Source organism: Sphaerisporangium rufum, assembly GCF_016863395.1.
GTDB lineage: Bacteria > Actinomycetota > Actinomycetes > Streptosporangiales > Streptosporangiaceae > Sphaerisporangium > Sphaerisporangium rufum.
In genome coordinates, this window is sequence record NZ_BOOU01000007.1 from 124,484 (window position 1) to 148,278 (window position 23,795).

At 73.4% G+C, this 23,795-nt stretch carries 22 protein-coding genes; 7 read left to right on the top strand and 15 right to left on the bottom strand.

The window, feature by feature from the left end; translation table 11 throughout:
• Positions 1–4: 4 nt before the first annotated feature.
• Together Sru01_RS02900 and Sru01_RS35280 are read right to left on the bottom strand one after the other, a co-directional pair.
• A complete protein-coding gene (locus Sru01_RS02900) occupies positions 5–1,054 on the bottom strand; it encodes a sulfotransferase family protein (protein ID WP_203982247.1) in 1,050 nt (349 codons plus the stop codon).
• A gap of 2 nt (positions 1,055–1,056) precedes the next feature.
• A complete protein-coding gene (locus Sru01_RS35280) occupies positions 1,057–2,310 on the bottom strand; it encodes a CDP-alcohol phosphatidyltransferase family protein (RefSeq protein ID WP_239136823.1) in 1,254 nt (417 codons plus the stop codon).
• Between the two features lie 292 nt (positions 2,311–2,602).
• Here Sru01_RS35280 and Sru01_RS02910 point away from each other — a divergent pair, with 292 nt between their 5' ends.
• Together Sru01_RS02910 and Sru01_RS02915 are read left to right on the top strand one after the other, a co-directional pair.
• Positions 2,603–3,388, top strand: coding sequence for a polysaccharide deacetylase family protein (locus Sru01_RS02910; RefSeq protein WP_203982248.1), 786 nt, complete (start codon positions 2,603–2,605; stop codon positions 3,386–3,388).
• Positions 3,389–3,592: 204 nt separating this feature from the next.
• Positions 3,593–3,826: a DUF397 domain-containing protein gene (locus tag Sru01_RS02915; RefSeq protein WP_239136825.1), complete on the top strand. Its 234-nt coding sequence runs from the start codon at positions 3,593–3,595 to the stop codon at positions 3,824–3,826.
• A 24-nt stretch (positions 3,827–3,850) separates the two neighbouring features.
• Here Sru01_RS02915 and Sru01_RS02920 read toward each other — a convergent pair whose 3' ends face one another.
• Entirely contained in the window at positions 3,851–5,062 is a 1,212-nt protein-coding gene (locus Sru01_RS02920; protein ID WP_239136827.1) for an acyltransferase family protein, read from the bottom strand.
• 116 nt (positions 5,063–5,178) lie between these two features.
• Positions 5,179–6,771: a glutamine-hydrolyzing GMP synthase gene (gene guaA / locus Sru01_RS02925; RefSeq protein WP_203982277.1), complete on the bottom strand. Its 1,593-nt coding sequence runs from the start codon at positions 6,769–6,771 to the stop codon at positions 5,179–5,181.
• Positions 6,772–6,854: 83 nt separating this feature from the next.
• Between guaA and Sru01_RS02930 the strand changes: the two genes are divergently transcribed.
• Positions 6,855–9,065 carry a beta-propeller domain-containing protein gene (locus tag Sru01_RS02930; RefSeq protein WP_203982249.1) on the top strand — a complete coding sequence of 737 codons (2,211 nt, stop codon included), beginning with the start codon at positions 6,855–6,857 and terminating at the stop codon, positions 9,063–9,065.
• An 82-nt stretch (positions 9,066–9,147) separates the two neighbouring features.
• Here the strand turns inward: Sru01_RS02930 and Sru01_RS02935 are convergent, their stop codons facing one another.
• Positions 9,148–10,827 (bottom strand): glycerol-3-phosphate dehydrogenase/oxidase, encoded by a 1,680-nt coding sequence (locus Sru01_RS02935; protein ID WP_203982278.1) that lies wholly within the window; start codon positions 10,825–10,827, stop codon positions 9,148–9,150.
• A gap of 447 nt (positions 10,828–11,274) precedes the next feature.
• On the opposite strand from Sru01_RS02935, the gene Sru01_RS02940 reads away from it, so the two are divergent.
• Complete coding sequence (locus Sru01_RS02940; RefSeq protein ID WP_203982250.1) at positions 11,275–12,150, top strand: SIS domain-containing protein; 876 nt, start codon at positions 11,275–11,277, stop codon at positions 12,148–12,150.
• Positions 12,147–13,280 carry an N-acetylglucosamine-6-phosphate deacetylase gene (gene nagA / locus Sru01_RS02945; RefSeq protein WP_203982251.1) on the top strand — a complete coding sequence of 378 codons (1,134 nt, stop codon included), beginning with the start codon at positions 12,147–12,149 and terminating at the stop codon, positions 13,278–13,280. Before Sru01_RS02940 ends, nagA begins: the two co-directional genes overlap by 4 nt.
• 78 nt (positions 13,281–13,358) lie before the next feature.
• Here nagA and Sru01_RS02950 read toward each other — a convergent pair whose 3' ends face one another.
• A complete protein-coding gene (locus tag Sru01_RS02950; protein WP_203982252.1) occupies positions 13,359–14,474 on the bottom strand; it encodes a GuaB3 family IMP dehydrogenase-related protein in 1,116 nt (371 codons plus the stop codon).
• Positions 14,475–14,554: 80 nt separating this feature from the next.
• Positions 14,555–16,030: an IMP dehydrogenase gene (gene guaB, locus Sru01_RS02955; RefSeq protein ID WP_203982253.1), complete on the bottom strand. Its 1,476-nt coding sequence runs from the start codon at positions 16,028–16,030 to the stop codon at positions 14,555–14,557.
• 247 nt (positions 16,031–16,277) lie between these two features.
• Between guaB and Sru01_RS02960 the strand changes: the two genes are divergently transcribed.
• Positions 16,278–16,655 carry a DUF5319 domain-containing protein gene (locus tag Sru01_RS02960; RefSeq protein ID WP_203982279.1) on the top strand — a complete coding sequence of 126 codons (378 nt, stop codon included), beginning with the start codon at positions 16,278–16,280 and terminating at the stop codon, positions 16,653–16,655.
• On the opposite strand, the gene Sru01_RS02965 is transcribed toward Sru01_RS02960, so the two are convergent.
• The 5 genes from Sru01_RS02965 to groES form a co-directional block, all read right to left on the bottom strand.
• Positions 16,616–16,822: a hypothetical protein gene (locus Sru01_RS02965; protein ID WP_203982254.1), complete on the bottom strand. Its 207-nt coding sequence runs from the start codon at positions 16,820–16,822 to the stop codon at positions 16,616–16,618. The two genes, Sru01_RS02960 and Sru01_RS02965, sit on opposite strands and share 40 nt — an antisense overlap.
• Positions 16,819–17,445, bottom strand: coding sequence for a sigma-70 family RNA polymerase sigma factor (locus Sru01_RS02970; protein WP_203982255.1), 627 nt, complete (start codon positions 17,443–17,445; stop codon positions 16,819–16,821). Before Sru01_RS02970 ends, Sru01_RS02965 begins: the two co-directional genes overlap by 4 nt.
• Before the next feature lie 80 nt (positions 17,446–17,525).
• Positions 17,526–17,867, bottom strand: coding sequence for a hypothetical protein (locus tag Sru01_RS02975; protein WP_203982256.1), 342 nt, complete (start codon positions 17,865–17,867; stop codon positions 17,526–17,528).
• Positions 17,868–17,944: 77 nt separating this feature from the next.
• A complete protein-coding gene (gene groL / locus Sru01_RS02980; RefSeq protein ID WP_203982257.1) occupies positions 17,945–19,567 on the bottom strand; it encodes a chaperonin GroEL in 1,623 nt (540 codons plus the stop codon).
• 114 nt (positions 19,568–19,681) lie between these two features.
• The gene (gene groES / locus Sru01_RS02985) at positions 19,682–19,993 is read right to left on the bottom strand and encodes a co-chaperone GroES (RefSeq protein ID WP_055482820.1); all 312 of its coding nucleotides are present in this window, start codon (positions 19,991–19,993) and stop codon (positions 19,682–19,684) included.
• Positions 19,994–20,199: 206 nt separating this feature from the next.
• Between groES and Sru01_RS02990 the strand changes: the two genes are divergently transcribed.
• A complete protein-coding gene (locus Sru01_RS02990) occupies positions 20,200–21,393 on the top strand; it encodes a class I SAM-dependent methyltransferase (protein ID WP_203982258.1) in 1,194 nt (397 codons plus the stop codon).
• A gap of 105 nt (positions 21,394–21,498) precedes the next feature.
• Here the strand turns inward: Sru01_RS02990 and tsaD are convergent, their stop codons facing one another.
• Genes tsaD through tsaB form a run of 3 tightly spaced genes read right to left on the bottom strand, consistent with a single transcriptional unit; the run spans position 21,499 to position 23,670 of the window.
• Complete coding sequence (gene tsaD / locus Sru01_RS02995) at positions 21,499–22,530, bottom strand: tRNA (adenosine(37)-N6)-threonylcarbamoyltransferase complex transferase subunit TsaD (RefSeq protein WP_203982259.1); 1,032 nt, start codon at positions 22,528–22,530, stop codon at positions 21,499–21,501.
• Positions 22,523–22,999, bottom strand: a complete 477-nt coding sequence (gene rimI, locus Sru01_RS03000) for a ribosomal protein S18-alanine N-acetyltransferase (protein ID WP_275412134.1) — start codon at positions 22,997–22,999, stop codon at positions 22,523–22,525. The genes tsaD and rimI overlap by 8 nt, the downstream gene beginning before the upstream one ends.
• Positions 22,996–23,670 (bottom strand): tRNA (adenosine(37)-N6)-threonylcarbamoyltransferase complex dimerization subunit type 1 TsaB, encoded by a 675-nt coding sequence (gene tsaB / locus Sru01_RS03005; RefSeq protein WP_203982260.1) that lies wholly within the window; start codon positions 23,668–23,670, stop codon positions 22,996–22,998. The genes rimI and tsaB overlap by 4 nt, the downstream gene beginning before the upstream one ends.
• Positions 23,671–23,795 lie beyond the last annotated feature (125 nt).

Consider the following 23,795-nt stretch of genomic DNA (forward strand, 5'->3'; position numbering starts at 1 on the left):
GCGGTCACCGGCCGCCGGCGGCGTGCCGGGCGGCCGTCCGCTGCTGGGGTATCCGCACTTGCGGGCGCGGGCCGGCCGGCAGGGCGGCCAGCGGTCCCGGTTCCCGGCGGCGGCTCAGCCAGTCGCGGGCCTGCTGCCGGTACCGGGCCAGCCGGCGGTGCGCGGCCACCCGCCGGTAGGCGGCCAGGTCACCCGGCGCGGCGCCGGCTCCCCCGCCGGCCGGCTCGTACCCGTGGGCCCGCAGCCGCTCGCCGAGCACCTCCTCGCACAGCGCGATCTCCCACGGGGCCAGCCGGCCGGCCCAGCTGCCCACCCGGACCGGGGTGACCTCGCCGAGCGTGTTGCGGTGCCACACCTTGCGGGGCGGCACCGCCACCGCGGCCACCCGGCGCGGCTCGCACATCGCCGGGTCGAAGTCCTCGCCGAGGAACGCGCACAGCCGGCCCAGCTCGCCTTCGGGGTCGGCGGTCAGGTCCTCGTAGCGCAGCATGTGGTAGGTGCCCGCGGGCAGCCGCCGGGCGTGCCGCCGCCCGAAGTCGACGGCCTCGGCCCAGGTGGAGATGGCGTGCAGCACGCCCATCGGGTACCAGGGCATCTCCTTGAGCGAGGCCACGCAGTCGCGGCCGTCCCGGACCAGGTGGACGAACTGGGCGTCGGGGAACAGCCGCCGCAGCGCGTCGACGTGCCGGACGTAGGCCGGTCGCTTGTCACCCCAGCGTGGCCGCTCGAACCGCGCGGCGTAGCCGGCGAACGCCGCGCCGAGCACCGAGCCGAGCGATCCGGGGCCTTCGACGGCCGCCCGCACGTAGCCGGCCCGCGCCACGCCGAGCTCGTGGAACCGGGTGGACCGGTCGGTGGCGATCCGCTCGGCCAGCCGCCGCCGGTTCTCCGGACGCCGCATGTCGCCGTACAGCCGGCGGTGGTAGTAGACGTCGGTGAGGAACCGCGTCTCCGGCGGCACGGCGATCCGCCGGTGCGCGTGCAGCATGAGCTGCAGCAGCGTGGTGCCCGAACGCGGGCAGCCGACGACGAAGATCGGCCGGTCGGGGCGCACGGCTACACCTCCGTGTAGAACGGATCGGTCCTTACCTGGGGCTCCTCCCGTGCCGGCTCACCCGCCCGGTCCGGCGCGCCCGGCGCCCGGGTGGCCTGCCACATGCGGTACACCAGGTAGGTCTCGTTGGCGACGAGCAGGGCGCCGGCGCCGATGGTGACCGGTATCAGCGCGGCCGGGCCGAGGAGCGGCGCGACCACGAAGACCGCGGCGTGGAACTCGATGCCGCTCATCAGGTGGCTGCGCACCCGGTGGCGGGCGAGGTACTCCTGGACGAGCCGGCGGGCGCCGGGCCGCGGGTCCGGCTCCGGCGGGCGTGGCGGCGGCGGCCGGTAGCGCGCGGGCGGCGCGAACTCGGGCGGGTCGTGCCGCGGGACGCGGGCGAACGGCCGGGTGGCGATCATCGCGTCCAGCGGGGCGCCCGCCTGCCGGGGGACCACCGGCCCGCCGTCCGGCGCCAGGCCGGGCTCCGGGTCGGGGTGCCCGCCGCCGGTGTCGGCGGCCCAGTCGTAGGGCCCGGGCCCGCCACGGCCGGCCGTGGCGTCGTAGCCCGGCAGCTCGTAGGCGGCGGCGGAGTAGTCCGGCAGTTCGTAGACGGCGGCGGAGTAGTCCGGCGGGTCGTACGGCGGGGGTGGCTGGTACGGCGGGGGCGGCTCGTCCGGCGGATCACCGGCGGACGCCCAGGCGACGACCTGGCCGGGGGCCCGCGCGAGCGATTCGACGGCCATCGCGTCGCGGACGTCGTCCAGTTCCTGGCGGCGCGCGGCCTTGCGGCGGGCCTTCACCGCCTGCCGCACCTTCTTCATCTGCGGGCCGTTCACGTATCGGAACAGGTCCAGGACGGCGATGCCCGCGCCGAGCAGGATGAAGGCGACCCGGCCGGTCGCGGTGTACTGCCCGTAGGCGAGGCCGGCCGCGCAGCAGACCTCCCGGATCCGGTCGCCCACGAAGTCCAGCCACAGCCCGAAGGGCGTCCCGGTGCCCTTCAGCCGGGCGATCTTCCCGTCCACGCAGTCGACCAGGAAGCTGACGTAGAAGGTCAGGGCACCGGCCACCAGATGGCCGAAGGCGAAGCACGCCGCCGCGCCGATGCCGAGCACGAGCGAGAGCCGGGTGAGGGCGTTGGGCGTGATCTCGGTGCGATTCGCTACGAACAATGCCACCCGGCAGGCGACCGGATCGACCATGAACACCGTCCACCACGAGTCCCGGCGTTTGCGCGTGGCGTGGACGTCATTCAGCGAATAGGACCTCATGGTTGCCAGCATGGCGAGGTGAGGTCCGGGGAAACCGACCGCCTGTAACTCACATGAGATCTCTGGATCGTTTCTTGACCGGTGATCGCTACTGCGGCGAACGCGTTGACCGGCGGCCGGGGGAAGCCGGGCCGCTGCTCGCCCCGCCGGGGCACCCGGCCGGAGCGGCGACGCGCCGGACGAACGCCCGCAGCCTCTCGCCTCTGCGGTCCATACCGATATGGGGTGGTTCTCCGGTCGATACCCGCACCCGGATAGGGTTGCGCGAAATCGCGCCACCTGGAGGAAGCTGATGCGGAGCATCGTCCCGATCGCGTGCCTGCTCGCGGCCGCCGTGGTCTTTCCGGCCGCCCCGGCGGCGGCCGCCGGGCGCACGGCGGAGCCCGCCGCGGCGGTTCCGTCGTGGTCCACGGGATCCACCGGGTCCACGGCGGCGTTCGCGGCGTCCACGGCGGGCCGGGCGCCGTACTGCGCCCGGGTGAAGTGCATCGCGCTCACCTTCGACGACGGGCCCGGGCGGTACACCGCACGGTCGCTCGACATCTTGCGCGCCCACCGGGCCAAGGCGACGTTCTTCCTGGTCGGCCGGCAGGTCGAGAAGTACCCGGCGCTCGCCCGCCGGATGGTCCGGGAGGGACATGTGGTCGGCGACCACACCGCCACCCACCCGCGCCTCACCGCGCTGTCCGACACGCAGATCCGCGCCCAGCTGCGCGACGCCCAGGATGTCATCACCCGGGCCACCGGCCGCACCCCCGACCTGATGCGGCCGCCCTACGGGGACACCGACGCCCGGGTCGCCTCGGTGGCCGCCGAGTTCGGCCTGTCGCAGATCCTGTGGAACGGATCCTCCCGTGACTGGGAGCTGCGCGACACCCGCGCCATCACCCGCAAGGTGACCGGGCTGGCCCGGCGGGACGGTGTGATCCTGATGCACGACGTCTGGCCGGAGACGGTCGCCGCGATGCCGGCGATCCTGCGGAACCTGAAGAAGCGGGGCTATCACCTCGTCCCGGTCACCGCCCTGCTGCGCGACCGCCCGCTGGGCGCCGGCGAGACCTACCCGCCCCGCCGCTGACCGGACCGGGGGGCCCGAAACCGGCGACCCGCCGAAACGTCCCCGATAACGGCCGAACCCAAATAACCCGGCTTTGTGCAATAAATGGGAGAAATGGGCCGGCCCTCGGCTGGACCGTCCGGAATGGATGGCAGTCGGAGGGCCGGTCACGTACGCTCATCATGCCACTGCATTACACACAGTTTTCCGCCGTACCGTGAGGTGATGATGAGCGACGTCCGCGAGAAGGCAGAGCTGTACGCGCTGGACATCTCGGACGTGACCTGGCTCAGCGCCCCGGGAAGCGCCTCTGACGACCGGATCGAGCTCGCCTACCTGCCCGGCGGCGCGGTGGCGCTGCGCAACCCCTCCGACCCGGACGGCACCGTGCTGCGGTTCACCGCGGCCGAGTGGCAGGCGTTCGTCCTCGGGGTGCGCGACGGCGAGTTCGACGACTGACTCGCGGCCTGGCCCGGCGGGGACTCAGGTGCCGGCCGGCCGCGAGCCGGCCAGCCGGCGGCCCAGCCGCTGCATGGGCAGCTCGACCAGGCGGTAGGTCAGCCAGCTCGCCAGCAGCACCACGGCGAGGAACCCCAGCGCCAGCCAGGCCTGCACGGCCACCGGCCGCTCCCGCGGATCGCCGAACAGCACCAGGAACAGCTTCAGCAGCGGATGGTGCAGCAGGTAGACCGAATAGCTGATCACGCCGAGCCACACCAGCACCCGCGGCACCGCCCGCCGGCGCAACGCCATGCCGAGCGCGAAGGTCGCCCCGGCCAGCAACACCGTGGTGATCCACACCCGGGGGTAGGCCCACCAGCCGGCCTCGACGGCGACGAACGGCACCACGAAGAGCGCCACGGCCACCGCGGCGACGGCCCGCAGCCCGCCGCGCCCTCCAGGCCCGCCGCGCTCCCAGCGGTACAGCACGGTGCCGGTGAACATGACCGCCAGGATGGCCGGCCCGAGCCACGGCGTGCGCCCGCCGAGCAACACCAGCGTCACCGCCAGGCCGCCGAGCACCAGCGCCCCGGCCGCGCGTAACCGTCCAGAGCCGGTCAGCACGCAGGCCAGGCCGGCGGCGAACGCGGCGAGGGCGATGAAGGCGGCCGGGCCGCGGGCCAGCACCGGCGCGGCCAGCACCGCACCGACGACCGGGGCCAGGACGGCGAACACCACCGCCCACCGGCCGCTGCGCCGGTGCGCGCCGAGCACGAACAGCGCGGTGACCAGGAGGTAGAACACCATCTCGTAGGAGAGCGTCCACATGGTGTCGGCGACGCCGGCCGCCCCCACCACGTCGACCAGCATGGTCACGTGCGCCGCCGCGGTCGCCAGGTCCGGGGTGACCGCCCGCCGCAGCGGGATCAGCGGCGTCAGCGCCAGCACGACCGCGATCACCAGCAGGTAGAGCGGGTACAGCCGGAAGAGCCGCCCGATCCAGAACGAGCGCACATCACCCCGGTGCTCCAGCGAGGCCGGGATGATGTACCCGCTGACCAGGAAGAACACCAGCACGCCGTAGATGCCGAGGTTGAACCAGTACGGGCGCAGCCCGGGCAGGAACCGGTAGAGCATGTGCTCCAGCAGGACGGCCAGCGCCCCGATGCCGCGGATCGCGTCCAGCCAGGCCAGCCGGCGGGCGGTGCCGGGGGGCGTGGCGGACGGCGCGCTCGCGGGCTCGGCGGTCAGCACCGGACAGAACTTACCGGCCACCACTCCGGTAAACCGCTAAGTCGGCGATTTACCCGATTTCGTCAGCAAATCGGGAGCCGAATCCCCTTTCCGGAACCCACCTGGCGGGGATCCGGTCACTCCCACTCGATGGTGCCCGGCGGCTTGCTGGTCACGTCGAGGACCACCCGGTTGATCTCGCGCACCTCGTTGGTGATCCGGGTCGAGATGCGGGCCAGCACCTCATACGGCACCCGGGACCAGTCGGCGGTCATGGCGTCCTCGCTGCTCACCGGGCGCAGCACCACCGGGTGGCCGTAGGTGCGGCCGTCGCCCTGCACGCCCACCGAGCGCACGTCGGCCAGCAGCACCACCGGGCACTGCCAGATGTCGCGGTCCAGCCCGGCCCGGGACAACTCCTCGCGGGCGATGGCGTCGGCCTCGCGGAGGATCGCCAGCCGGTCGTGGGTGACCTCGCCGATGATGCGGATGCCGAGCCCCGGACCGGGGAACGGCTGGCGCCAGACCATCGCGGGCGGCAGGCCGAGCTCCTCGCCCGCCCGGCGCACCTCGTCCTTGAACAGGGTGCGCAGCGGCTCCACCAGGGAGAACTTCAGGTCGTCCGGCAGCCCGCCGACGTTGTGGTGCGACTTGATGTTCGCGGTGCCGGTGCCGCCGCCGGACTCCACCACGTCGGGGTAGAGCGTGCCCTGCACCAGGAAGTCGACCGGGCCGTCGGCCAGCACGGCGCGCTGCTCGTCCTCGAAGACCCGGATGAACTCGCGGCCGATGATCTTGCGCTTCTCCTCCGGATCGACCACCCCGGCGAGCGCCTTGAGGAACCGCTCCTCGGCGTCCACCACCCGCAGCCGGACCCCGGTGGCCGCGACGAAGTCGCGCTCCACCTGCTCGGCCTCGCCCTGGCGCAGCAGCCCGTGGTCGACGAACACGCAGGTCAGCCGGTCACCGATCGCACGCTGCACGATGGCCGCGGCGACCGCCGAGTCGACCCCGCCCGACAGGCCGCAGATCGCCCGGCCCTGCGGCCCGATCTGCGCCCGGACCGACTCCACCGCGTCCTCGACGATGTTGAGCATGGTCCAGGACGGCCGGCAGCCCGCCGCGTCCAGGAAGTGCTTCAGGACCGCCTGGCCGTGCTCGGAGTGCATGACCTCGGGGTGGAACTGCACGCCGTACAGCCCGCGCTCGGGGCACTCCATCGCGGCGACCGGGGTGTCGGGCGTCCACGCGGTGACCGCGAAGCCCTGCGGCGCGGCCACCACGCTGTCGCCGTGCGACATCCACACCGACTGGGCGGCGGGCAGGCCGGCGAACAGCACGCCCTCGGTGCCGACGGTGAGGCCGGTGCCGCCGTACTCGGCGATGCCGGTCCGCGCCACCTGGCCGCCCAGCACCCGGGCCATCTCCTGGAAGCCGTAGCAGATGCCGAAGGTCGGCACGCCGGTCTCGAACAGGCCCGCCGGGGCCCCCGGGGCGCCCTCGGCGTAGACCGACGAGGGGCCGCCGGACAGGATGATCGCCTTCGGCCGCTTCGCCAGCATCTCGGCCACCGGCATCGTGGACGGCACGATCTCGGAGTACACGTGGCACTCGCGGACGCGGCGCGCGATCAGCTGCGCGTACTGCGCGCCGAAGTCGACGACAAGGACCGTGTCGAACTCAGACACCGGAGAACCCCCAGAAGAGAAGCGGCGGTGCGCCCAGTCTATCGGCGGGCGGAAGGCCGCCGGTGCCGCGCCGGACCGGCCGCCCGGGCGCTGAACCGACCCGGCGGAGGATACGTCGTAGGGGCATGAGGAGTTCGATCGGCACCGCCGCGGCCGCCCTGCTCGCCACCGGCCTGGTCGCCGGCACGGCCGGGTGCAGCGCGGCCCGGCCGGCCGGCGCCCCGGAACAGGGCACCCCGCCGGCCACCCTCGGGAACATCCGGCTCGTCGCCTACTCCGGCTGCGACGACCTGCTGGCCGACCTGCGCGAGACCACCGCCCGCAACGTCACGCCCTGGGGGCTGGACGGCAACGTCATCATGTACGACGCCGTCGGCGACAGCGCGAAGGCGACGGCGCGGTCGACGGCCGTCCCGGAGCATTCGACCACCAACGTGCACGAGGCCGGGGTGGACGAGCCGGACATGGTGAAGATCGACGGCCGGCGGGTGGTCACGTTCGCCGGCGGCACGCTGCGCGTGGTGGACGTGGCGAGCCGGAAGGTCACCGGCACGCTGCGGATCGCCCCCAAGGACCAGCTGTGGACCCCGGGCGACCTGCTGGTGCACGGCGACCGCGCGCTGGTGCTGATCTCCGGCGGCTTCGCCGCGGCGGACGCGGTCCGGCGGGCGGGGCCGCCGCCCGGGCCGAAGTACGTGCTGGTCGACCTGGCCGCCATGAAGGTGCTCGGCTCGATCAGCCCGGCGGGGGCGCACGTGGACGCCCGGATGTCCGGCTCGACCGTGCGGCTGGTGGTCTCGTCCCGGCCGGCGATCACCTTCCCCGAACCGGCCCAGGGAGCGGCGGAGGCCGCGATGCTGGAGCGCAACCGGCAGGCGGTGCGGGCGGCGCCGATCGAGGCCTGGCTGCCGTCCTACCAGGTCACCGGGCCGGACGGGACCACGGAACGGCGATCGGTGCCCTGCGGGCGGGTCAGCCACCCCGACGACCACACCGGCACCTCCATGATCACGGTGCACACCCTCGACCTGGCCGCCGATCCGGGCACCGCCCTCGGCGGCGCCGAGCCGGTGTCGGTGGTCGCCGACGGCGACACCGTGTATTCCACCGCCGGCAGCCTCTACATCACCAGCAACCCGAACCGGTGGTTCGCCGCCCGCAAGCCGGTGCCGGACGTCCCGGCGACGCCCGCCGCCCCGGCCTCCCCGCTGGTGACCCCGGGCGCGGCCGCGACCGCCCCGAGCGGCGCGGTGGCGCCCAAGGTCCCGCCGACGCCGGAGGGGGACGAGAAGGTGGCGCCCCAGGTCCCGCCGACCCCGGCCGAGACGGCCGTGCCGGCCGACCCGACCGTCGCCCCCAAGGTGCCGGCCTCGCCCGATCCGGACCAGAAGATCGTCCCGACCGCCGACCCGTCGATGCCCACCCTCCGCCCCGAAGCCACCCCGCCGGGCCCGCCGCCCCAGGAGACGCAGGTGCACCGGTTCGACGTCACCGGCCCGGGTTCACCCCGGTACGTCACCTCGGCCGTCGTCCCCGGCCGGCTGCTCAACCAGTACGCGCTGTCGGAGTACGAAGGGCACCTGCGGATCGCCACCACCATGTCCGACGAGGGCGGCTGGGTGCGCCCGACACCGGACCGCTCCGAAAGCGCCGTCTACGTGCTGCGTGCCGACACGCTGGCCAGGACCGGCGAGGTCACCGGGCTCGGCACCGGCGAGCGGATCTATTCGGTGCGCTTCATCGGCCCGGTCGGCTACGTGGTGACCTTCCGCCAGGTGGATCCGCTGTACACACTGGACCTGCGCGACCCGGCCCGTCCCCGGGTCACCGGCGAGCTGAAGATCAGCGGGTACTCGGCCTACCTGCACCCCGCGGGCGACGGCCGGCTGATCGGCGTCGGGCAGGAGGCCAACGGGCAGGGCCGCGTCCAGGGCGCCCAGGTCTCGCTGTTCGACGTCGGCGACCCGGCGCGGCCGGTGCTGCTGGCCCGGCACCACCGCAAGAACTCCGCCTCGGAGTCCGAGTGGGACCCGCACGCCTTCCTCTACTGGCCGGCCACCCGGCTGGCGGTGCTGCCGATCACCAGCTGGGGCAAGGACGGCACCGAGCCCCGAGTGGGCGCGGTGGCGCTGCGGATCGGCGACCGGGAGATCACCGAGATCGGCACGATCACCCATCCCAAGGTCACCCGCGGCGACGACGGGACCATGATCGACCCGGCGATCCGCCGCTGCCTGGTGATCGGCGACACCCTGTGGACGGTCTCCGACGCCGGGCTGCGGATCAGCGACCTGACCACGCTGGCCGAGCGCGGCCACATCCCCTTCGCCTCCTGACCGGGAGCCGCCCGCACGAGGCGGGCGCCGGAGAAGAGCCCCCGGGCCGTACCGCGCAGTGCGGCCCGGGCCCTCCGGGCGGTCAGCGGTCGCCGGGGTCGGCGACCGGGACGATGTCGGGGGCGCCGAGGCGGATCGCGTCGGCGTCCTGGTCGGTGTCCTGCTCCTGCGACGCCCGCTCGGCCTCCACCCGCTTGGTGTAGTACTCCACCTCGCGCTTGATCTGGTCGGCGTCCCAGCCCAGCGGGCCGGCCAGCAGCTCGGCCGCCTCCTGCGCGACGGCGGTGCCCCGGTGGAAGGTCTCGATCGAGATGCGGGTACGCCGGGTGAGCACGTCGTTGAGGTGGCGCGCCCCCTCGTGGGTGGCCGCGTAGACCACCTCCGCCCGCAGGTAGTCGTCCGCCCCGGACAGCGGCCGGGCCAGCGTCCGGTCCTCCCCGATCAGCTCCAGCACCTCGTCGATCATGGTCCCGTGCCGCTGCAGCAGGTGTTCTATCCGCGCCACGTGCAGGCCGGAGGACTGGGCGAGCCGGTGCCGGGAGTTCCACAGCGCCTGGTAGCCCTCCGCCCCCACCAGCGGGACGCGGTCGGTGCACGACGGCGGCACCCGCCGGTCCAGGCCGTGCGCCACCGCGTCCACCGCGTCCTTGGCCATCACCCGGTAGGTCGTGTACTTCCCGCCGGCGATCATCACCAGGCCGGGCACCGGGTGGGTGACCACGTGCTCGCGGGACAGCTTGGAGGTCTCCTCCGACTCCCCGGCCAGCAGCGGGCGCAGACCCGCGTACACGCCCTCCACGTCATCACGGGTGAGCGGCACCGACAGCACCGCGTTCACGTGGTCGAGCACGTAGTCGATGTCCTGCCGGGAGGCGGCCGGATGCGCCTTGTCCAGCGACCACCCGGTGTCGGTGGTGCCGATGATCCAGTGCCGGCCCCACGGGATCACGAAGAGCACCGACTTCTCGGTGCGCAGGATGATGCCGGTCAGCGACCGGATGCGGTCGCGCGGCACCACCACGTGCACGCCCTTGGACGCCCGCACGTGGATCTGGCCGCGCCCGCCCACCAGCTCCTGGATGTCGTCGGTCCACACCCCGGTGGCGTTCACCACCTGCCGGGCCCGCACGTCGAACTCCGCGCCGCTCTCCAGATCGCGCAGCCGGACCCCGGTCACCCGCTCCCCCTCGCGCAGGAAGCCGGTCACGGTGGTGCGGGAGGCGACCTGCGCGCCGTAGGCGGCCGCCGTGCGCAGCATGGTCGAGACGAACCGCGCGTCGTCCACCTGGGCGTCCCAGTACTGCACCGCCCCGGTGAGCGACGAGCGGCGCAGCGCGGGCGCCAGGCGCAGCGCGCGGCGGCGGGACAGGTGCCGGTGCCCGGGCATGCCGCGGTTCAGGCCGGTGGAGAAGCCGAGCGAGTCGTACAGGGTGAGCCCGGCGCCCACATAAGGGCGCTCCCAGCCGTAGTGGGTGAGCGGGAAGAGGAACGGCACCGGGCGGACCAGGTGGGGGGCGATCCGCTGCAGGAGCAGCGCGCGCTCCTGCAGCGCCTCCCGGACCAGGTCGAAGTTGAGCTGCTCCAGGTAGCGCAGCCCGCCGTGGATCAACTTCGAGGACCGGGAGGAGGTGCCCGAGGAGAAGTCCCGGGCCTCGGCCAGCCCGACCGAGAGGCCGCGGGTCACCGCGTCCAGCGCGACCCCGGCGCCGACCACGCCGCCGCCGACGACGAAGACGTCCAGTTCCTGCCGGGAGTCGGCCATCCGGGCGAGCGCGGCGGACCGCTCGGCGGGCCCGAGCCGGGCCGAGTGGCTGCCGTTGGTGCGAAGGTTCACTGGATTCCTTCCGGTCCTTTTCCCGGTCCGACCTGGCCGGTGCCCGGACCGGCGCCCGGACCCGACCCGCCGGCTCCGGCCGGCGCGAGCGGCGCGCCCCCGGGTGCGGCTTGTCGGTTTTGCGTCGGGTTACTACCCGAGAGTAGATATGTGCATGCGGTCGGCGGCGCCTTCCAGGATGACCCTCGTCACACTTTCGCACCTCACCGGCCACCTGGCGCACCACCGCCACGCCCGTCACCGCCGGGTCGCCACCCGGTCGCCGCCGCCCGGCCCGGCGCCCCGGGCGGGTGATCGGCCGCCACTCGCCGCCGGGGCGCGAGGTCCACTGTGATAGAGAACGCAGGAAGAGATCGGATGGCGAAAGGTGGCCAGGTGAGCACGCACACCGAGTCGGAGATCGCGTCCCAGCCGGACTGCTGGAGCCGCGCGGCGCGGATGGCCCCCGACGCCCCGCTCCCCCGCCGCGGCGAGCGCCTCGCCGTCGTGGGCTGCGGCACGTCCTGGTTCATCGCCCAGGCCTACGCGGCGCTGCGCGAACGGGCCGGGCACGGCGAGAGCGACGCGTTCGCCGCCTCGGAGTTCCCGGCGGGCCGGCGGTACGACCGGGTGCTGGCGCTGACCCGGTCCGGCACCACCACCGAGGTGCTCGACCTGCTGCGGAGCCTGGCCGGCCCGCCGGTCACCGTGATCACCGCCGACCCGGCCGCCCCGGTCGCCGAGCTGGCCGCCGATCTGGTGGTGCTCGACTTCGCCGACGAGCGGTCCGTCGTGCAGACCCGGTTCGCCACCACGCAGCTCGCCCTGCTCCGCGCCCACCTCGGCGAGGACATCGCCCCGGCCGTCGCGGCCGCCCGGCGTGCCCTGACCTGGTCGCCGCCGGCCGAGTTGCTGGCGGCCGAGCAGTTCACGTTCCTGGGACGCGGCTGGACGTGCGGGCTCGCCCACGAGGCGGCGCTGAAGATGCGCGAGGCCGCCCGGTCGTGGGCCGAGTCCTACCCGGCGATGGAGTACCGGCACGGGCCGGTCAGCGTCGCCGGGCCGGATCGGGTCACCTGGATGATCGGCGACGCCCCGGCCGGGCTGGCCGCGCAGGTCCAGGCCGCCGGTGGCCGCTTCGTCACCGGGACGGGCGACCCGATGGCCGAGCTGGTCGCCGTGCAACGGCTGGCCGTCGCCCGCGCGCACGCCCGCGGGCTGGACCCCGACCGGCCACGCCATCTCACCCGGTCGGTGATCCTGTCACCATGAGGACCACACTCACCGACGCCAGGCTGGTGACTCCCGGCGGGGTGCACGACGGCTGGATCACCATCGAGGACGGCCGCATCACCCACATCGGCCGCGGGCGCGCCCCGGGGGACGGGCTCGCGCTCGGCGGGCGGCTGGTCGTCCCCGGCTTCGTCGACATGCACACGCATGGCGGCGCCGGCGGGTCGTTCCCCTCCGGCGACCAGGAGGAGGCGCGGCGGGTCGCCGCCTTCCACGCCCGGCACGGCACCACGACGATCATGGCGAGCCTGGTCACCGCCGCGCCGGAGGCCATCGCCCGCGCGACCGCCGCGCTGGCCGAGCTGTGCGACGACGGCGTGCTGGCCGGCATCCACTTCGAAGGGCCCTACATCGCCCGCTCCCGCTGCGGAGCCCATGATCCGGCGCTGCTGCGCGCCCCCGACCCCGCCGAGCTCACCGGGCTGCTGGCCGCCGGCCGCGGGCATGTGCGCATGGTGACCCTCGCCCCCGAGCTGCCCGGCGGCTCCGACACCGTCCGCGCCGCGGTGGCCGGCGGCGCGCTCGCGGCGCTCGGGCACAGCGACGCCGGCTACGAGCAGGCGCTGGACGCGATCGACGCCGGCTGCACCGTCGCCACCCACCTGTTCAACGCGCTGCCGCCGCTGCATCACCGCGACCCCGGCCCGATGGCGGCGCTGCTGCAGGACCCGCGGGTGACCGTCGAGATCATCAATGACGGCGTGCACGTCCACCCGGCCATGCTGCGGCTGGCGGCGACGGTGGCCGGCCCGGACCGCACTGCGCTGATCACCGACGCGATGGCCGCGGCCGGCATGGGCGACGGCACCTACCGGCTCGGGTCGATGGACGTCACCGTGTCCGGCGGCGCGGCCCGGCTCGTCCAGGGCGGCGCCATCGCCGGCAGCACGCTGACCATGGACGTCGCGTTCCGCCGGGCGGTGCGCGAGGTCGGCCTGACGGTGCCGGCGGCCGCCGAGATGGCCGCCCTCACCCCCGCCCGCGCGCTCGGCCTGGCCGACCGGGTCGGCTCGCTCGCGGTGGGCAAGCACGCCGACCTGGTCGTGCTCACCGATGATCTTGCGGTGCACGCCGTCATGCGCCGGGGCGGCTGGGTCACCCCGCCCTGAGCCGCGCACCGGGCGCGGCCCGGGTCCGGCGCCCGCCGGCCGGGCGATGCGATCGTGCCCGCCGTGCGGCGGGCACGGTCACGACTGGGGGGCGACGACGACCTCGACCCGCTGGAACTCCTTCAGGTCGGAGTATCCGGCGGTGGCCATGGTGCGGCGCAGCGCGCCCATCAGGTTCATCGAGCCGTCGGCCACGGTGGACGGGCCGTGCAGGATCTGCGCCATGGTGCCGATGGTGCCCACCTCGACCCGGGCGCCGCGGGGCAGCTCGCCGTGGTGGGCCTCCGACCCCCAGTGGTGGCCGCGGCCGGGGGCCTCGGCGGCTCGGGCCAGCGGCGAGCCCACCATGACGGCGTCCGAGCCGCAGGCGATGGCCTTGGCGATGTCGCCGGAGCTGGTCATCCCGCCGTCCGCGATCACGTGCACGTACCGGCCGCCGGACTCGTCGAGGTAGTCGCGGCGGGCCGCGGCCACGTCGCCGATCGCGGTCGCCATCGGCACCGCCACGCCGAGCACCGTGCGGGTGGTGTGGCCGGAGCCGCCGCCGAACCCGACCAGCACGCCCGCCGCGCCGGTGCGCATCAGGTGCAGCGCCGCGGTGTAGGTGGCGCAGCCGCCGACGATCACCGGCACGTCCAGCTCGTAGATGAACTGCTTGAGGTTCAGCGGCTCGGCACGCCCGGACACGTGCTCGGCGGAGACCGTGGTGCCGCGGATGACGAAGATGTCGACCCCGGCGTCGATCACCGCCTTGTGGTGCTGGGCGGTGCGCTGCGGAGACAGCCGGGCCGCGGTGGTCACCCCGGCCGCCCGGATCTCCTCGATCCGCCGGCCGATGAGCTCGTCGCTGATCGGCGCCGCGTACATCTCCTGCAGCCGCCGGGTGGCGGCCTCGCCGCGCAACTCGGCCACCTCCGACAGCAGCGGGCCCGGGTCCTCGTAGCGGGTCCACAGACCCTCCAGGTCGAGCACCCCCAGGCCGCCGAGCCGGCCGATCTCGATGGCGGTCCTCGGCGACACGACGCTGTCCATCGGGCTGACCACCACGGGCAGCTCGAAGCGGTAGGCGTCGATCTGCCAGGAGATCGACACCTCCTCCGGATCGCGGGTGCGCCGGGACGGGACGATGCCGATGTCGTCCAGCGCGTAACCGCGGCGCCCTGTCTTGCCGCGTCCGATCTCTACCTGGCTCATGCTGTCTCGCCGTTCCCGTCGCTCGGAAGGAGCCGCTGTGCTCGTCTTCGGGGGTCGTACCTGTCAAAGGGCCGCGCGGGTCAGCGGCCGTGGTAGTTGGGGGCCTCGACCGTCATCTGGATGTCGTGCGGGTGGCTCTCCTTGAGCCCGGCCGAGGTGATCGGCATCAGCATGCCGTTCTCGTGAAGCTGGCCGATGGTGCGCGAGCCGGTGTACCACATGCCCTGGCGCAGCCCGCCGACCAGCTGGTGGGCGACCGCCGCGACCGGACCGCGGTAGGGCACCTGGCCCTCGATGCCCTCCGGGATGTATTTGTCCTCGCCGGCGCCCTCCTGCGAGTAGCGGTCCTTGCTGAAGGAGCCGCCGCGCTCGCGGTTGCGCACCGCGCCGAGGGACCCCATGCCCCGGTACGACTTGAACTGCTTGCCGTTGATGAAGATCAGCTCACCGGGCGACTCCTCGCAGCCGGCCAGCAGCGAGCCCAGCATGACCGAGTCGGCCCCGGCGGCCAGCGCCTTGACGATGTCGCCCGAATACTGCAGGCCGCCGTCGCCGATGACCGGCACCCCGGCGGGCGCGCAGGCGAGCGAGGCCTCGTGGATGGCGGTCACCTGTGGCGCGCCCACCCCGGCCACCACCCGGGTGGTACAGATCGACCCCGGCCCGACCCCGACCTTGACCGCGTCGGCGCCGGCGTCGATCAGCGCCTGGGCGCCGGCCCGGGTCGCGATGTTGCCGCCGATGACGTCGACCCGGCCGTTCGCCTTGATCTTGGCGATCATCTCGCAGACGCCGTGGGAGTGGCCGTGCGCGGTGTCCACCACGATGACGTCCACGCCCGCCTCGATCAGCGTCATCGCGCGCTGCTCGGCGTCGCCGGCCACGCCGACCGCGGCACCGACCACCAGGCGGCCGTCGGCGTCCTTGGTGGCGAGGGGGTACTGCTCGCTCTTGGTGAAGTCCTTCACGGTGATCAGGCCGCGGAGCCGGCCGTCCGCGTCCACCAGCGGCAGCTTCTCCACCTTGTTGTGCCGCAGCAGGTGGAAGGCCTCGTCGCGCGACACGCCCACCGGCGCGGTGACCAGCGGCATCGGGGTCATCACATCGCGCACCGGCCGGTCGTGGTCGGTCTCGAAGCGCATGTCGCGGTTGGTGACGATCCCGACGAGCACCCCGTTGCGGTCGGTGACCGGCACGCCGGAGATGCGGTACCGGGCGCACAGCGCCTCGACGTCGGCCAGGCGGTCGTCCGGGGCGCAGGTCACCGGGTTGGTGACCATGCCGGCCTCCGATCGCTTCACCAGGTCGGCCTGCTGGGCCTGGTCCTCGATCGACAGGTTGCGGTGCAGGATGCCGATACCGCCCTGGCGGGCCATCGCGACGGCCATCCGCGCCTCGGTGACGGTGTCCATGGCCGCCGAGACCAGCGGGATGCGCAGTTCGATGGAGCGGGACAGGCGCGTGGCGGTCTCCGCCTCACCCGGCTGGAGATCCGAGTAGGCGGGAACCAGGAGCACATCGTCGAACGTGAGCCCCGGTTCGGTGAACTTGGCCATCTGCCACCCTCCTGCCATGGCGCCCCCAGGAGGAACGCGCCGACCCTCAAGCGCCCAGTTTAGTGGTCCGGTCCTCGCCGCCTCCGCCATGCCCGTGGCGGCCGGTGGACGCCGGTGCACCGCCACCGGACCAGGCCCGGGCCGGGACGGCCGGTTGTGACGGCGGAGGTGGCGGCGGCGGATGATACGGAAGGGTTCCCCACGTCTGGCCCACGTGGGGGTATCCAATGGTCATAAGGTGGAACGCGTGCTGGACGACGTCCCCCGCGACCCCTTCGCGGACGACCCGAACGACCCCGCCGCGGCGCTGGGCGATTTCGACGACTCCGGGCCGCTGACCTCGGCCGAGCGCGAGGAGGCCCTCACCGACCTGGCCGACGTGGAGGTGTTCCGCTCGCTGCTGGAGCCGCAGGGCGTGCTGGGTCTGGTGCTCGACTGCCCCGAGTGCGGCGAGCAGCACTACTTCGACTGGGATCTGCTGCGCGGCAACCTGCGGCAGATGATCGACCACGGCCGGCCCCAGGTGCACGAACCGGCCTTCGAGCCGGACCCGGAGGGCTACGTGACCTGGGACTATGCCCGCGGCTACGTGGACGGGGTGATCGACACCGAGGAGAGCCGCTGATCGACGTCGGCGGCGAGCGCCCGCAGCAGCCGCACCACCGCGTCGGCGTCCTCGCCCACCGGCCGCCGCCGCGCGAGCGCGTCGATGATCTCGTCCGTCCGCCGCACGTCCGGGTCGGCCTCCGGCCCCCGTTCCCGCGGCGAGCAGCCGGGATGGACGGTGGTCAAGCTATCGACTCCACGTCGGCCATGGCCCGCAGCCTGGCCAGCGCCCGATGCTGGGCGACGCGTACCGCACCTGGTGACATACCGAGTACGTTACCCGTCTCTTCGGCCGACAGTCCCGACACCACCCGCAGGATGATCAGCTCGCGCTGGTTCTCCGGCAGCCTGGACAGCAGCGCGCGGGCGTGCTCCGCCTCGATGTAGCGGACCACGGTCTCCTCCGGCCCCGGCCCCTGGTCGGGGCCGTCCGGCAGGTCCTGGGTGGGCACCGCGGAACGCACCGAGCTGCGCAGCGCGTCGGCGACCTTGTGCGAGGCGATGCCGAAGACGAAAGAGGCGAACGGCCGGCCCATGTCCCGGTAGCGCGGCAGCGCGGCGAGCACCGCGATGCACACCTCCTGGGCCACGTCGTCGGCGATGTGATAATGGCCGGAAACCCGGCCCAGGCGCGCCCGGCAGTAACGGACCACCATCGGGCGCAACCGCGCCAGCAATGATTCGATCGCGCTGCGATCCCCCTGCACGGCAAGGCGCGTCAGATCCCTGAGGTCGGACTCGTCCGATCTCGTCGCAAGCCTTACCCCAGTCTTGGCGTCGGCGACGCATCCCTCGGTCACGTTAGGCATGATGCCCGCCACGATCGCGCATGTCGTCATCGCGAACGGCTACGGATTGGTCACATTGACGCGTCGATAACTCTAGGTAATCAACTGAACACGTTGATGTTTTCGTATTTCAGCCGCGACCTGAATTCGCATGAAAATTGTCGGATGTCCGGCCCGCCGGGGGCGGTGTGCTGGTCCACTGGGACGCCAAACCCGGACGACCCGGCAAAAGCGACCCCCGAGCCCGGCGTCCACGGAAAGATATTCCACCATTTGTCGGACGCCGACCCGCGAAACTCGATGCCCCAGGCAACCTCCTCGGCGGTGAAGTAGTCGCGCGGCAGCGCGATCTTCTCGTCGCGCAGGCGGAAGATCTGCACCACGGACATCGAGCCGGAGCCGGACGGTCCGTCGAAGGCGACGTCGATCGCGACGACGAACACCTCGGGGCGCGGGCCATCACACCAGAACGGCCCGCGCCGCCGAGGCGGTGCGGGCCGTCAGGTTCGCGGAGTGCCGGTCAGTGGCCGTGGCCGTGACCGTGCCCCTGGCCGGCGGCGGCCGGGGCCTCCTCCTCGGGCTTGTCCACCACGAGGGCCTCGGTGGTCAGCAGCATGCCGGCGATGGACGCGGCGTTCTGCACGGCCGAGCGGGTGACCTTGACCGGGTCGATGACGCCGTCGGCGATCAGGTCGCCGTACTGGCCGGTCGCGGCGTTGAGGCCGTGACCCACCGGCAGGTCGGCGACCTTGGCGGTGACGACGTAACCCTCCTGGCCGGCGTTCTCGGCGATCCAGCGGGCCGGCTCGACCAGCGCGCGCCGGACGATGGACACGCCGGTCGCCTCGTCGCCGGTCAGGCCGAGGTCGTCGAGGTCCTTGGCCAGGTGCACCAGCGCCGAGCCGCCGCCGGACACGATGCCCTCCTCGATCGCGGCGCGCGTCGCGGAGATGGCGTCTTCCAGGCGGTGCTTCTTCTCCTTCAGCTCGACCTCGGTGGCCGCGCCGACGCGGAGGATGCAGATGCCGCCGGACAGCTTCGCCAGGCGCTCCTGCAGCTTCTCGCGGTCCCAGTCGGAGTCGGTCTGCTCGATGGCGTACTGGATCTCGCGGATCCGGTCCTGCACGGCCTGCTGGTCACCGGCGCCGTCCACGATGGTGGCGGAGTCCTTGGTGATGACGATCCGGCGGGCGGTGCCGAGCACCTCGGTGCCGACGTTGTCCAGCTTGAGGCCGAGCTCCTCGGAGATCAGCTGGCCGCCGGTCAGGATCGCGATGTCCTGCAACATGGCCTTGCGGCGGTCGCCGAACCCGGGCGCCTTGACCGCGACCGAGGTGAAGGTGCCGCGGATCTTGTTGGTGACCAGGACGGCCAGGGCCTCGCCCTCGACGTCCTCGGCGACCACGAACAGCGGCTTCTTGGTCTGGGCGACCTTCTCCAGCAGCGGCAGGAATTCGGCGATCGAGGCGATCTTGCCCTGGTGCAGCAGCACGTAGGCGTCCTCGAGCACCGCCTCCATGCGCTCGGGGTCGGTCACCATGTACGGCGACAGGTAACCCTTGTCGAACTGGAGCCCCTCGGTGAACTCCAGCTCCAGGCCCATGGTGTTGGACTCCTCGACGGTGATGACACCGTCCTTGCCCACCTTGTCGAACGCCTCGGCGATCAGCTCGCCGATCTTGGCGTCCTGGGCGGAGATGGTCGCGACGTTCGCGATCTCCTTCTTGTCCTCCACCGCGCGGGCGCGCTCGAGCAGCAGGTCGCTCACCGCACGGGCGGCCTGGTCGATGCCGCGCTTGAGGGACAGCGGCGACGCGCCGGCCGCGACGTTGCGCAGGCCCTCGCGCACCATCGCCTGGGCCAGCACGGTGGCGGTGGTGGTGCCGTCACCGGCGATGTCGTTGGTCTTGGTCGCCACTTCCTTGGCGAGCTGCGCGCCGAGGTTCTCGTACGGCTTCTCCAGCTCGACCTCACGGGCGATGGTGACACCGTCGTTGGTGATGGTCGGCGCACCGAACTTCTTGTCGATGACGACGTTGCGGCCCCGGGGCCCAAGCGTGACCTTGACGGCGTCCGCGAGAGCGTTCACCCCGCGCTCGAGAGCGCGGCGGGCGTCCTCGTCGAACTCCAGGATCTTCGGCATTCATGGTCCTCTCCGCATCAGAGCCCCGGGGCTTCGGTGAAGCGCCCGGGGCCTGACACGTGATCTCTTCGGCTTCGTACAGCTGGTAGCTGGTCGCTCGCGCGCCCGGGGGTGCTACTTCTCGATGATCGCGAGAACGTCGCGGGCGGAGAGCACCAGGTACTCCTCGCCGCCGTACTTGACCTCGGTACCGCCGTACTTGCTGTAGAGGACGACGTCCCCTTCCTTGACGTCGAGCGGAATCCGCTTCTCGCCGTCCTCGTCCCAGTTGCCCGGGCCCACCGCCAGGACCTTGCCCTCCTGGGGCTTCTCCTTGGCGGTGTCCGGGATCACCAGACCGGAAGCGGTCGTCTGCTCGGCCTCAAGCGGCTGGACCACGATGCGGTCGCCGAGCGGCTTAACGGGAACCTTGGTGGCGGTCGTCACGATCGGACCTCCCCTTCAGATTGCGATGATGAGCTGAAGAGGCGACCAGCGGCCTGCCGTCGCGGGTGTCAGACCTGCCTCGTCGCGCATTGGTTTGGCACTCTCCATAGGCGAGTGCCAACACTGAACAGTATGCAAGCCCGCCCACTCCGTCAACACGAACCCGGGCGTGTTGGGGGCGTAAGCCCACAGCGATAGCGTGAGGCGTGGATCTGGACGCCTTCCGGGAACTGCTCACCCCCCGCGGTCATCGGGCGCTCGCCGACGCCGGTGACGCCGTGGCCGCCGGTCTGGACGGGCTCGCCGCGGTCACCCGGCTGCGCAGGAGCCATGACGCCGCGCTGGCCGCCGCGGCGCTCACCCAGGCGCGGCTGCGGGCGCGGGGCGCCGCCAAGTTCGGCGCGGACGCGGCGCGCATGTACTTCACGCCCGACGGCCTGGAGCAGGCCACCCGCGCCGAGGTGGCCGCGCACCGGGCCCGCCGCTTCCCGCCGGGCACCCGGGTGGCCGACGCCTGCTGCGGAGTAGGCGGCGACCTGCTGGCGCTCGCCCGGGGCGGCTGCGCGGTCGACGCGGTGGACCTCGATCCGCTCACCGCCGAAGTGGCGCGGGCGAATGTCCGGGAGTTCGGGCTGGACGGGCAGGTGACCGTCACGGTCGGCGACGCCGCGGAGGTGGTCCCGGAGCGGTACGACGCGCTGTTCGCCGACCCCGCGCGCCGGTCCACCGGACGGCGGGTGTTCGACCCGATGGCCTACTCGCCGCCGTGGCCGGCCGTCCTGGAACTGGTGGCCCGGGCTCCCGCCGCCTGCGTCAAGGCGGCGCCCGGCATCCCGCACGAGCTGGCCCCACCGGGCGCCGAGGCCGAGTGGGTGTCCTTCCGCGGCGAGGTCAAGGAGGCCGTGCTGTGGACCGGGCCGCTCGCCACCCTGGCCGGCGACGCCGGCGGGCCGGGCCGCCGGGCCACGCTGCTGCCGTCCGGCCTCACGCTGACCGCCGACCCGTCACTCGGGCCGGCGCCGCACGGCCCGGTGGGCCGCTACCTGTACGAGCCGGACGGGGCGGCGATCCGGGCCCACCTCGTCGCCGAGGTCGCCGCCGCGGTGGGCGGCCGGCTGCTGGATCCCCGCATCGCCTACATCACCGGCGACGACCCGGACGCCACCACGCCGTGGGCGTCCCGCTACGAGGTGCGCGACGTGCTGCCGTTCTCGCTGAAGCGGCTGCGCGGCGCGCTGCGCGAGCGCCGGATCGGCACGGTGACGTTGAAGAAACGGGGCTCGGCCGTCGACATCGAACGGCTGAGAACGGATCTACGGCTCTCCGGGGACGAATCCGCCGTCGTGGTCCTCACCCGCATCGGCGAACGCCCGTACGCCCTCCTCTGCCTGCCCTGCTAACCCGCGCGCGGAGCAGGCCGTCCGGCCTGGTGCCGGCCCCTTCCGGGCCGGTTCCGGCTAAAGGCGCCCGAACCCGCGCGCGCGAAGCGCGCAAAACAAGCACGATCACACGTGGACGGCGGTGACGGGCATCGAGGAGTCGGCGGGGATGTCGTGGCGCGAGGGGTCGACGCCCGCCGCCACCAGCTCGGCCCCGAGTGCGGCGATCATCGCGCCGTTGTCGGTGCACAACCCCGGACGGGGCACCCGAAGCCGGATGCCGGCCGCCTCGCACCGCTCCCGCGCCAGCGCGCGCAGCCGGGAGTTCGCCGCCACGCCACCGCCGATGAGCAGATCACGCACGTCGTAACGCCGGCACGCCTGCACCGCCTTGCGGGTGAGCACGTCCACGACCGCCTCCTGGAAGGACGCCGCGACGTCGGCGACCGGCACCGGCGTCCCGGCCCGCTCGCGGGCCTCCACCCACCGGGCCACCGCCGTCTTCAGCCCGGAGAAGGAGAAGTCCAGCGTGCCGTCGTCGTACTTGCCGCGCGGGAAGGCCACCGCGTCGCCCGACCCGCCGGTCGCCGCCCGGTCGATGTGCGGGCCGCCGGGGAACGGCAGGCCGAGCACCCGGGCCACCTTGTCGAACGCCTCGCCGGCCGCGTCGTCCACCGTGGAGCCGAGCGAGATCACATCGCTGGCCACGTCCGGGACCAGCAGCAGCGAGGAGTGCCCGCCCGACACCAGCAGGGCGATCGACGGCTTGGGCAGCGGACCGTGTTCGAGCTGGTCCACCGCGACGTGCGCGGCCAGGTGGTTCACCCCGTACAGGGGCACGCCGAGCCCCAGCGCGTACGCCTTCGCCGCCGCCACGCCGACCAGCAGCGCGCCGGCGAGCCCCGGACCGGCGGTGACGGCGACCGCGTCGACGTCGGAGAACCGCACTCCCGCGTCGCGCAGCGCCCGCTCGACGGTCGGGGTCATCGCCTCCAGGTGCGCCCGGGAGGCCACCTCGGGCACCACCCCGCCGAACCGCGCGTGCTCCTCGACACTGGAGGCCACGGTGTTGGCCAGCAGGGTGGTGCCCCGGACCAGGCCCACCCCGGTCTCGTCGCACGAGGTCTCGATGCCCAGGACCAGGGGCTGGTCAGCCATACGCGCCCTCCACGTCGGCTTGGAGCGTTCTCATCATCATCACCGCGTCGGTCCCGTCGTCGTAGTAGCCGCGGCGCACGCCGATCGGCTGGAACCCGAAGTGCTCGTACATCGCCCTGGCCGGCGGGTTGTCCGCCCGAACCTCCAGGAAGACGGCGCCGGCGCCGCGGCGCACGGCCTCGGCGATCAGCTCGCGCATCATGGCCCGGCCGACGCCGGAGCGCCGCCACCGCGCGCGAACCGCGATCGTCTGCACGTCCGCCTGGTCTCCGGCCGCCGCGAGCCCCGCGTAGCCGATGATCTCGCCATCGGTCTCGGCCACGATGTAGTGGCGGGTACGGGGCTGATCGGCCAGCTCGCCGCGCAGCATGCCCTCGGTCCAGGCGTCGGAGGGGAACGTCGCCTGCTCCAGCCGCAGCACGGCCGGCATGTCGGCCTCGGTCATCGCCCGTAGCGTGACCGATGTCACGCGGTCACCTTCTTCGGCGGACCCGGCTCGCGGGCGTCCGGCCGGCGCAGGTAGATCGGCCGGGGCGAGGTCAGCACCGGGTCGTCGCCGGCCGCGCCGGCTCCGGCCGCCAGCCGCTCGGCCGCCAGGGCGGCCAGCGCACCGGCGAGCGGGTGCTCGGGGGCACCGGCCACCAGCCGATCCGTGCCCAGCGCCTCGGCGTACATCGCCGCGCCCGCGCCCACCAGCGGCAGCCCGCCGGGCAGGTCCTGCGGCCGGTCCACCGACGGCCCTTCGACCCGGGTGCGCATGTCGGCGTACCGGGCCCAGAAGATCTCCTTGCGCCGGGCGTCGGTGGCCACCAGGAAGGGCTCGGCCAGACCGGCGGCATAGGCCAGCGCGTCCAGGCTGCACACGCCGTAGGCGGGCGCGCCGGTGGTGGACGACAGCGCCTGCGCCGTCATCAGCCCGACCCGTAGTCCGGTGTACGGCCCGGGACCGGCGCCCGCGACGATCGCCGTCACGTCGCGCAGCGCGACCCCCGCGTCCCGCAGCACCCGCTCCACGGCGGGGACCAGCAGCTCACCGTGGCGTCGCGCGTCGACCGTGGTCGACTCGGCGAGCACCCGCTCTCCGTCGTGCACGGCCGCGGTGACGGCCGGCGTTGCGGTGTCGAAGGCCAAGACCAGCACGACACCCAAGCCTAGTGCGTCCCCACCCCACCTAGTGCACCCCCGGCCCACCCTCGAGATCACCCCACCGCTCCCCCACCCCACCGAGCCCAAGGTCACCCCGCCGCCGCCCCACCCCGGCGTTC

Bases quoted from the DNA above. Each gene is read 5' to 3' on its own strand.
- Sru01_RS35280 (WP_239136823.1), bottom strand. From the start codon at position 2,310: ATGAGGTCCTATTCGCTGAATGACGTCCACGCCACGCGCAAACGCCGG.
- Sru01_RS02910 (WP_203982248.1), top strand. From the start codon at position 2,603: ATGCGGAGCATCGTCCCGATCGCGTGCCTGCTCGCGGCCGCCGTGGTC.
- groL (WP_203982257.1), bottom strand. From the start codon at position 19,567: ATGCCGAAGATCCTGGAGTTCGACGAGGACGCCCGCCGCGCTCTCGAG.
- Sru01_RS02930 (WP_203982249.1), top strand. From the start codon at position 6,855: ATGAGGAGTTCGATCGGCACCGCCGCGGCCGCCCTGCTCGCCACCGGC.
- Sru01_RS02970 (WP_203982255.1), bottom strand. From the start codon at position 17,445: ATGCCTAACGTGACCGAGGGATGCGTCGCCGACGCCAAGACTGGGGTA.
- guaB (WP_203982253.1), bottom strand. From the start codon at position 16,030: ATGGCCAAGTTCACCGAACCGGGGCTCACGTTCGACGATGTGCTCCTG.
- Sru01_RS02915 (WP_239136825.1), top strand. From the start codon at position 3,593: ATGATGAGCGACGTCCGCGAGAAGGCAGAGCTGTACGCGCTGGACATC.
- Sru01_RS02935 (WP_203982278.1), bottom strand. From the start codon at position 10,827: ATGGCCGACTCCCGGCAGGAACTGGACGTCTTCGTCGTCGGCGGCGGC.
- Sru01_RS02950 (WP_203982252.1), bottom strand. From the start codon at position 14,474: ATGAGCCAGGTAGAGATCGGACGCGGCAAGACAGGGCGCCGCGGTTAC.
- tsaD (WP_203982259.1), bottom strand. From the start codon at position 22,530: ATGGCTGACCAGCCCCTGGTCCTGGGCATCGAGACCTCGTGCGACGAG.
- nagA (WP_203982251.1), top strand. From the start codon at position 12,147: ATGAGGACCACACTCACCGACGCCAGGCTGGTGACTCCCGGCGGGGTG.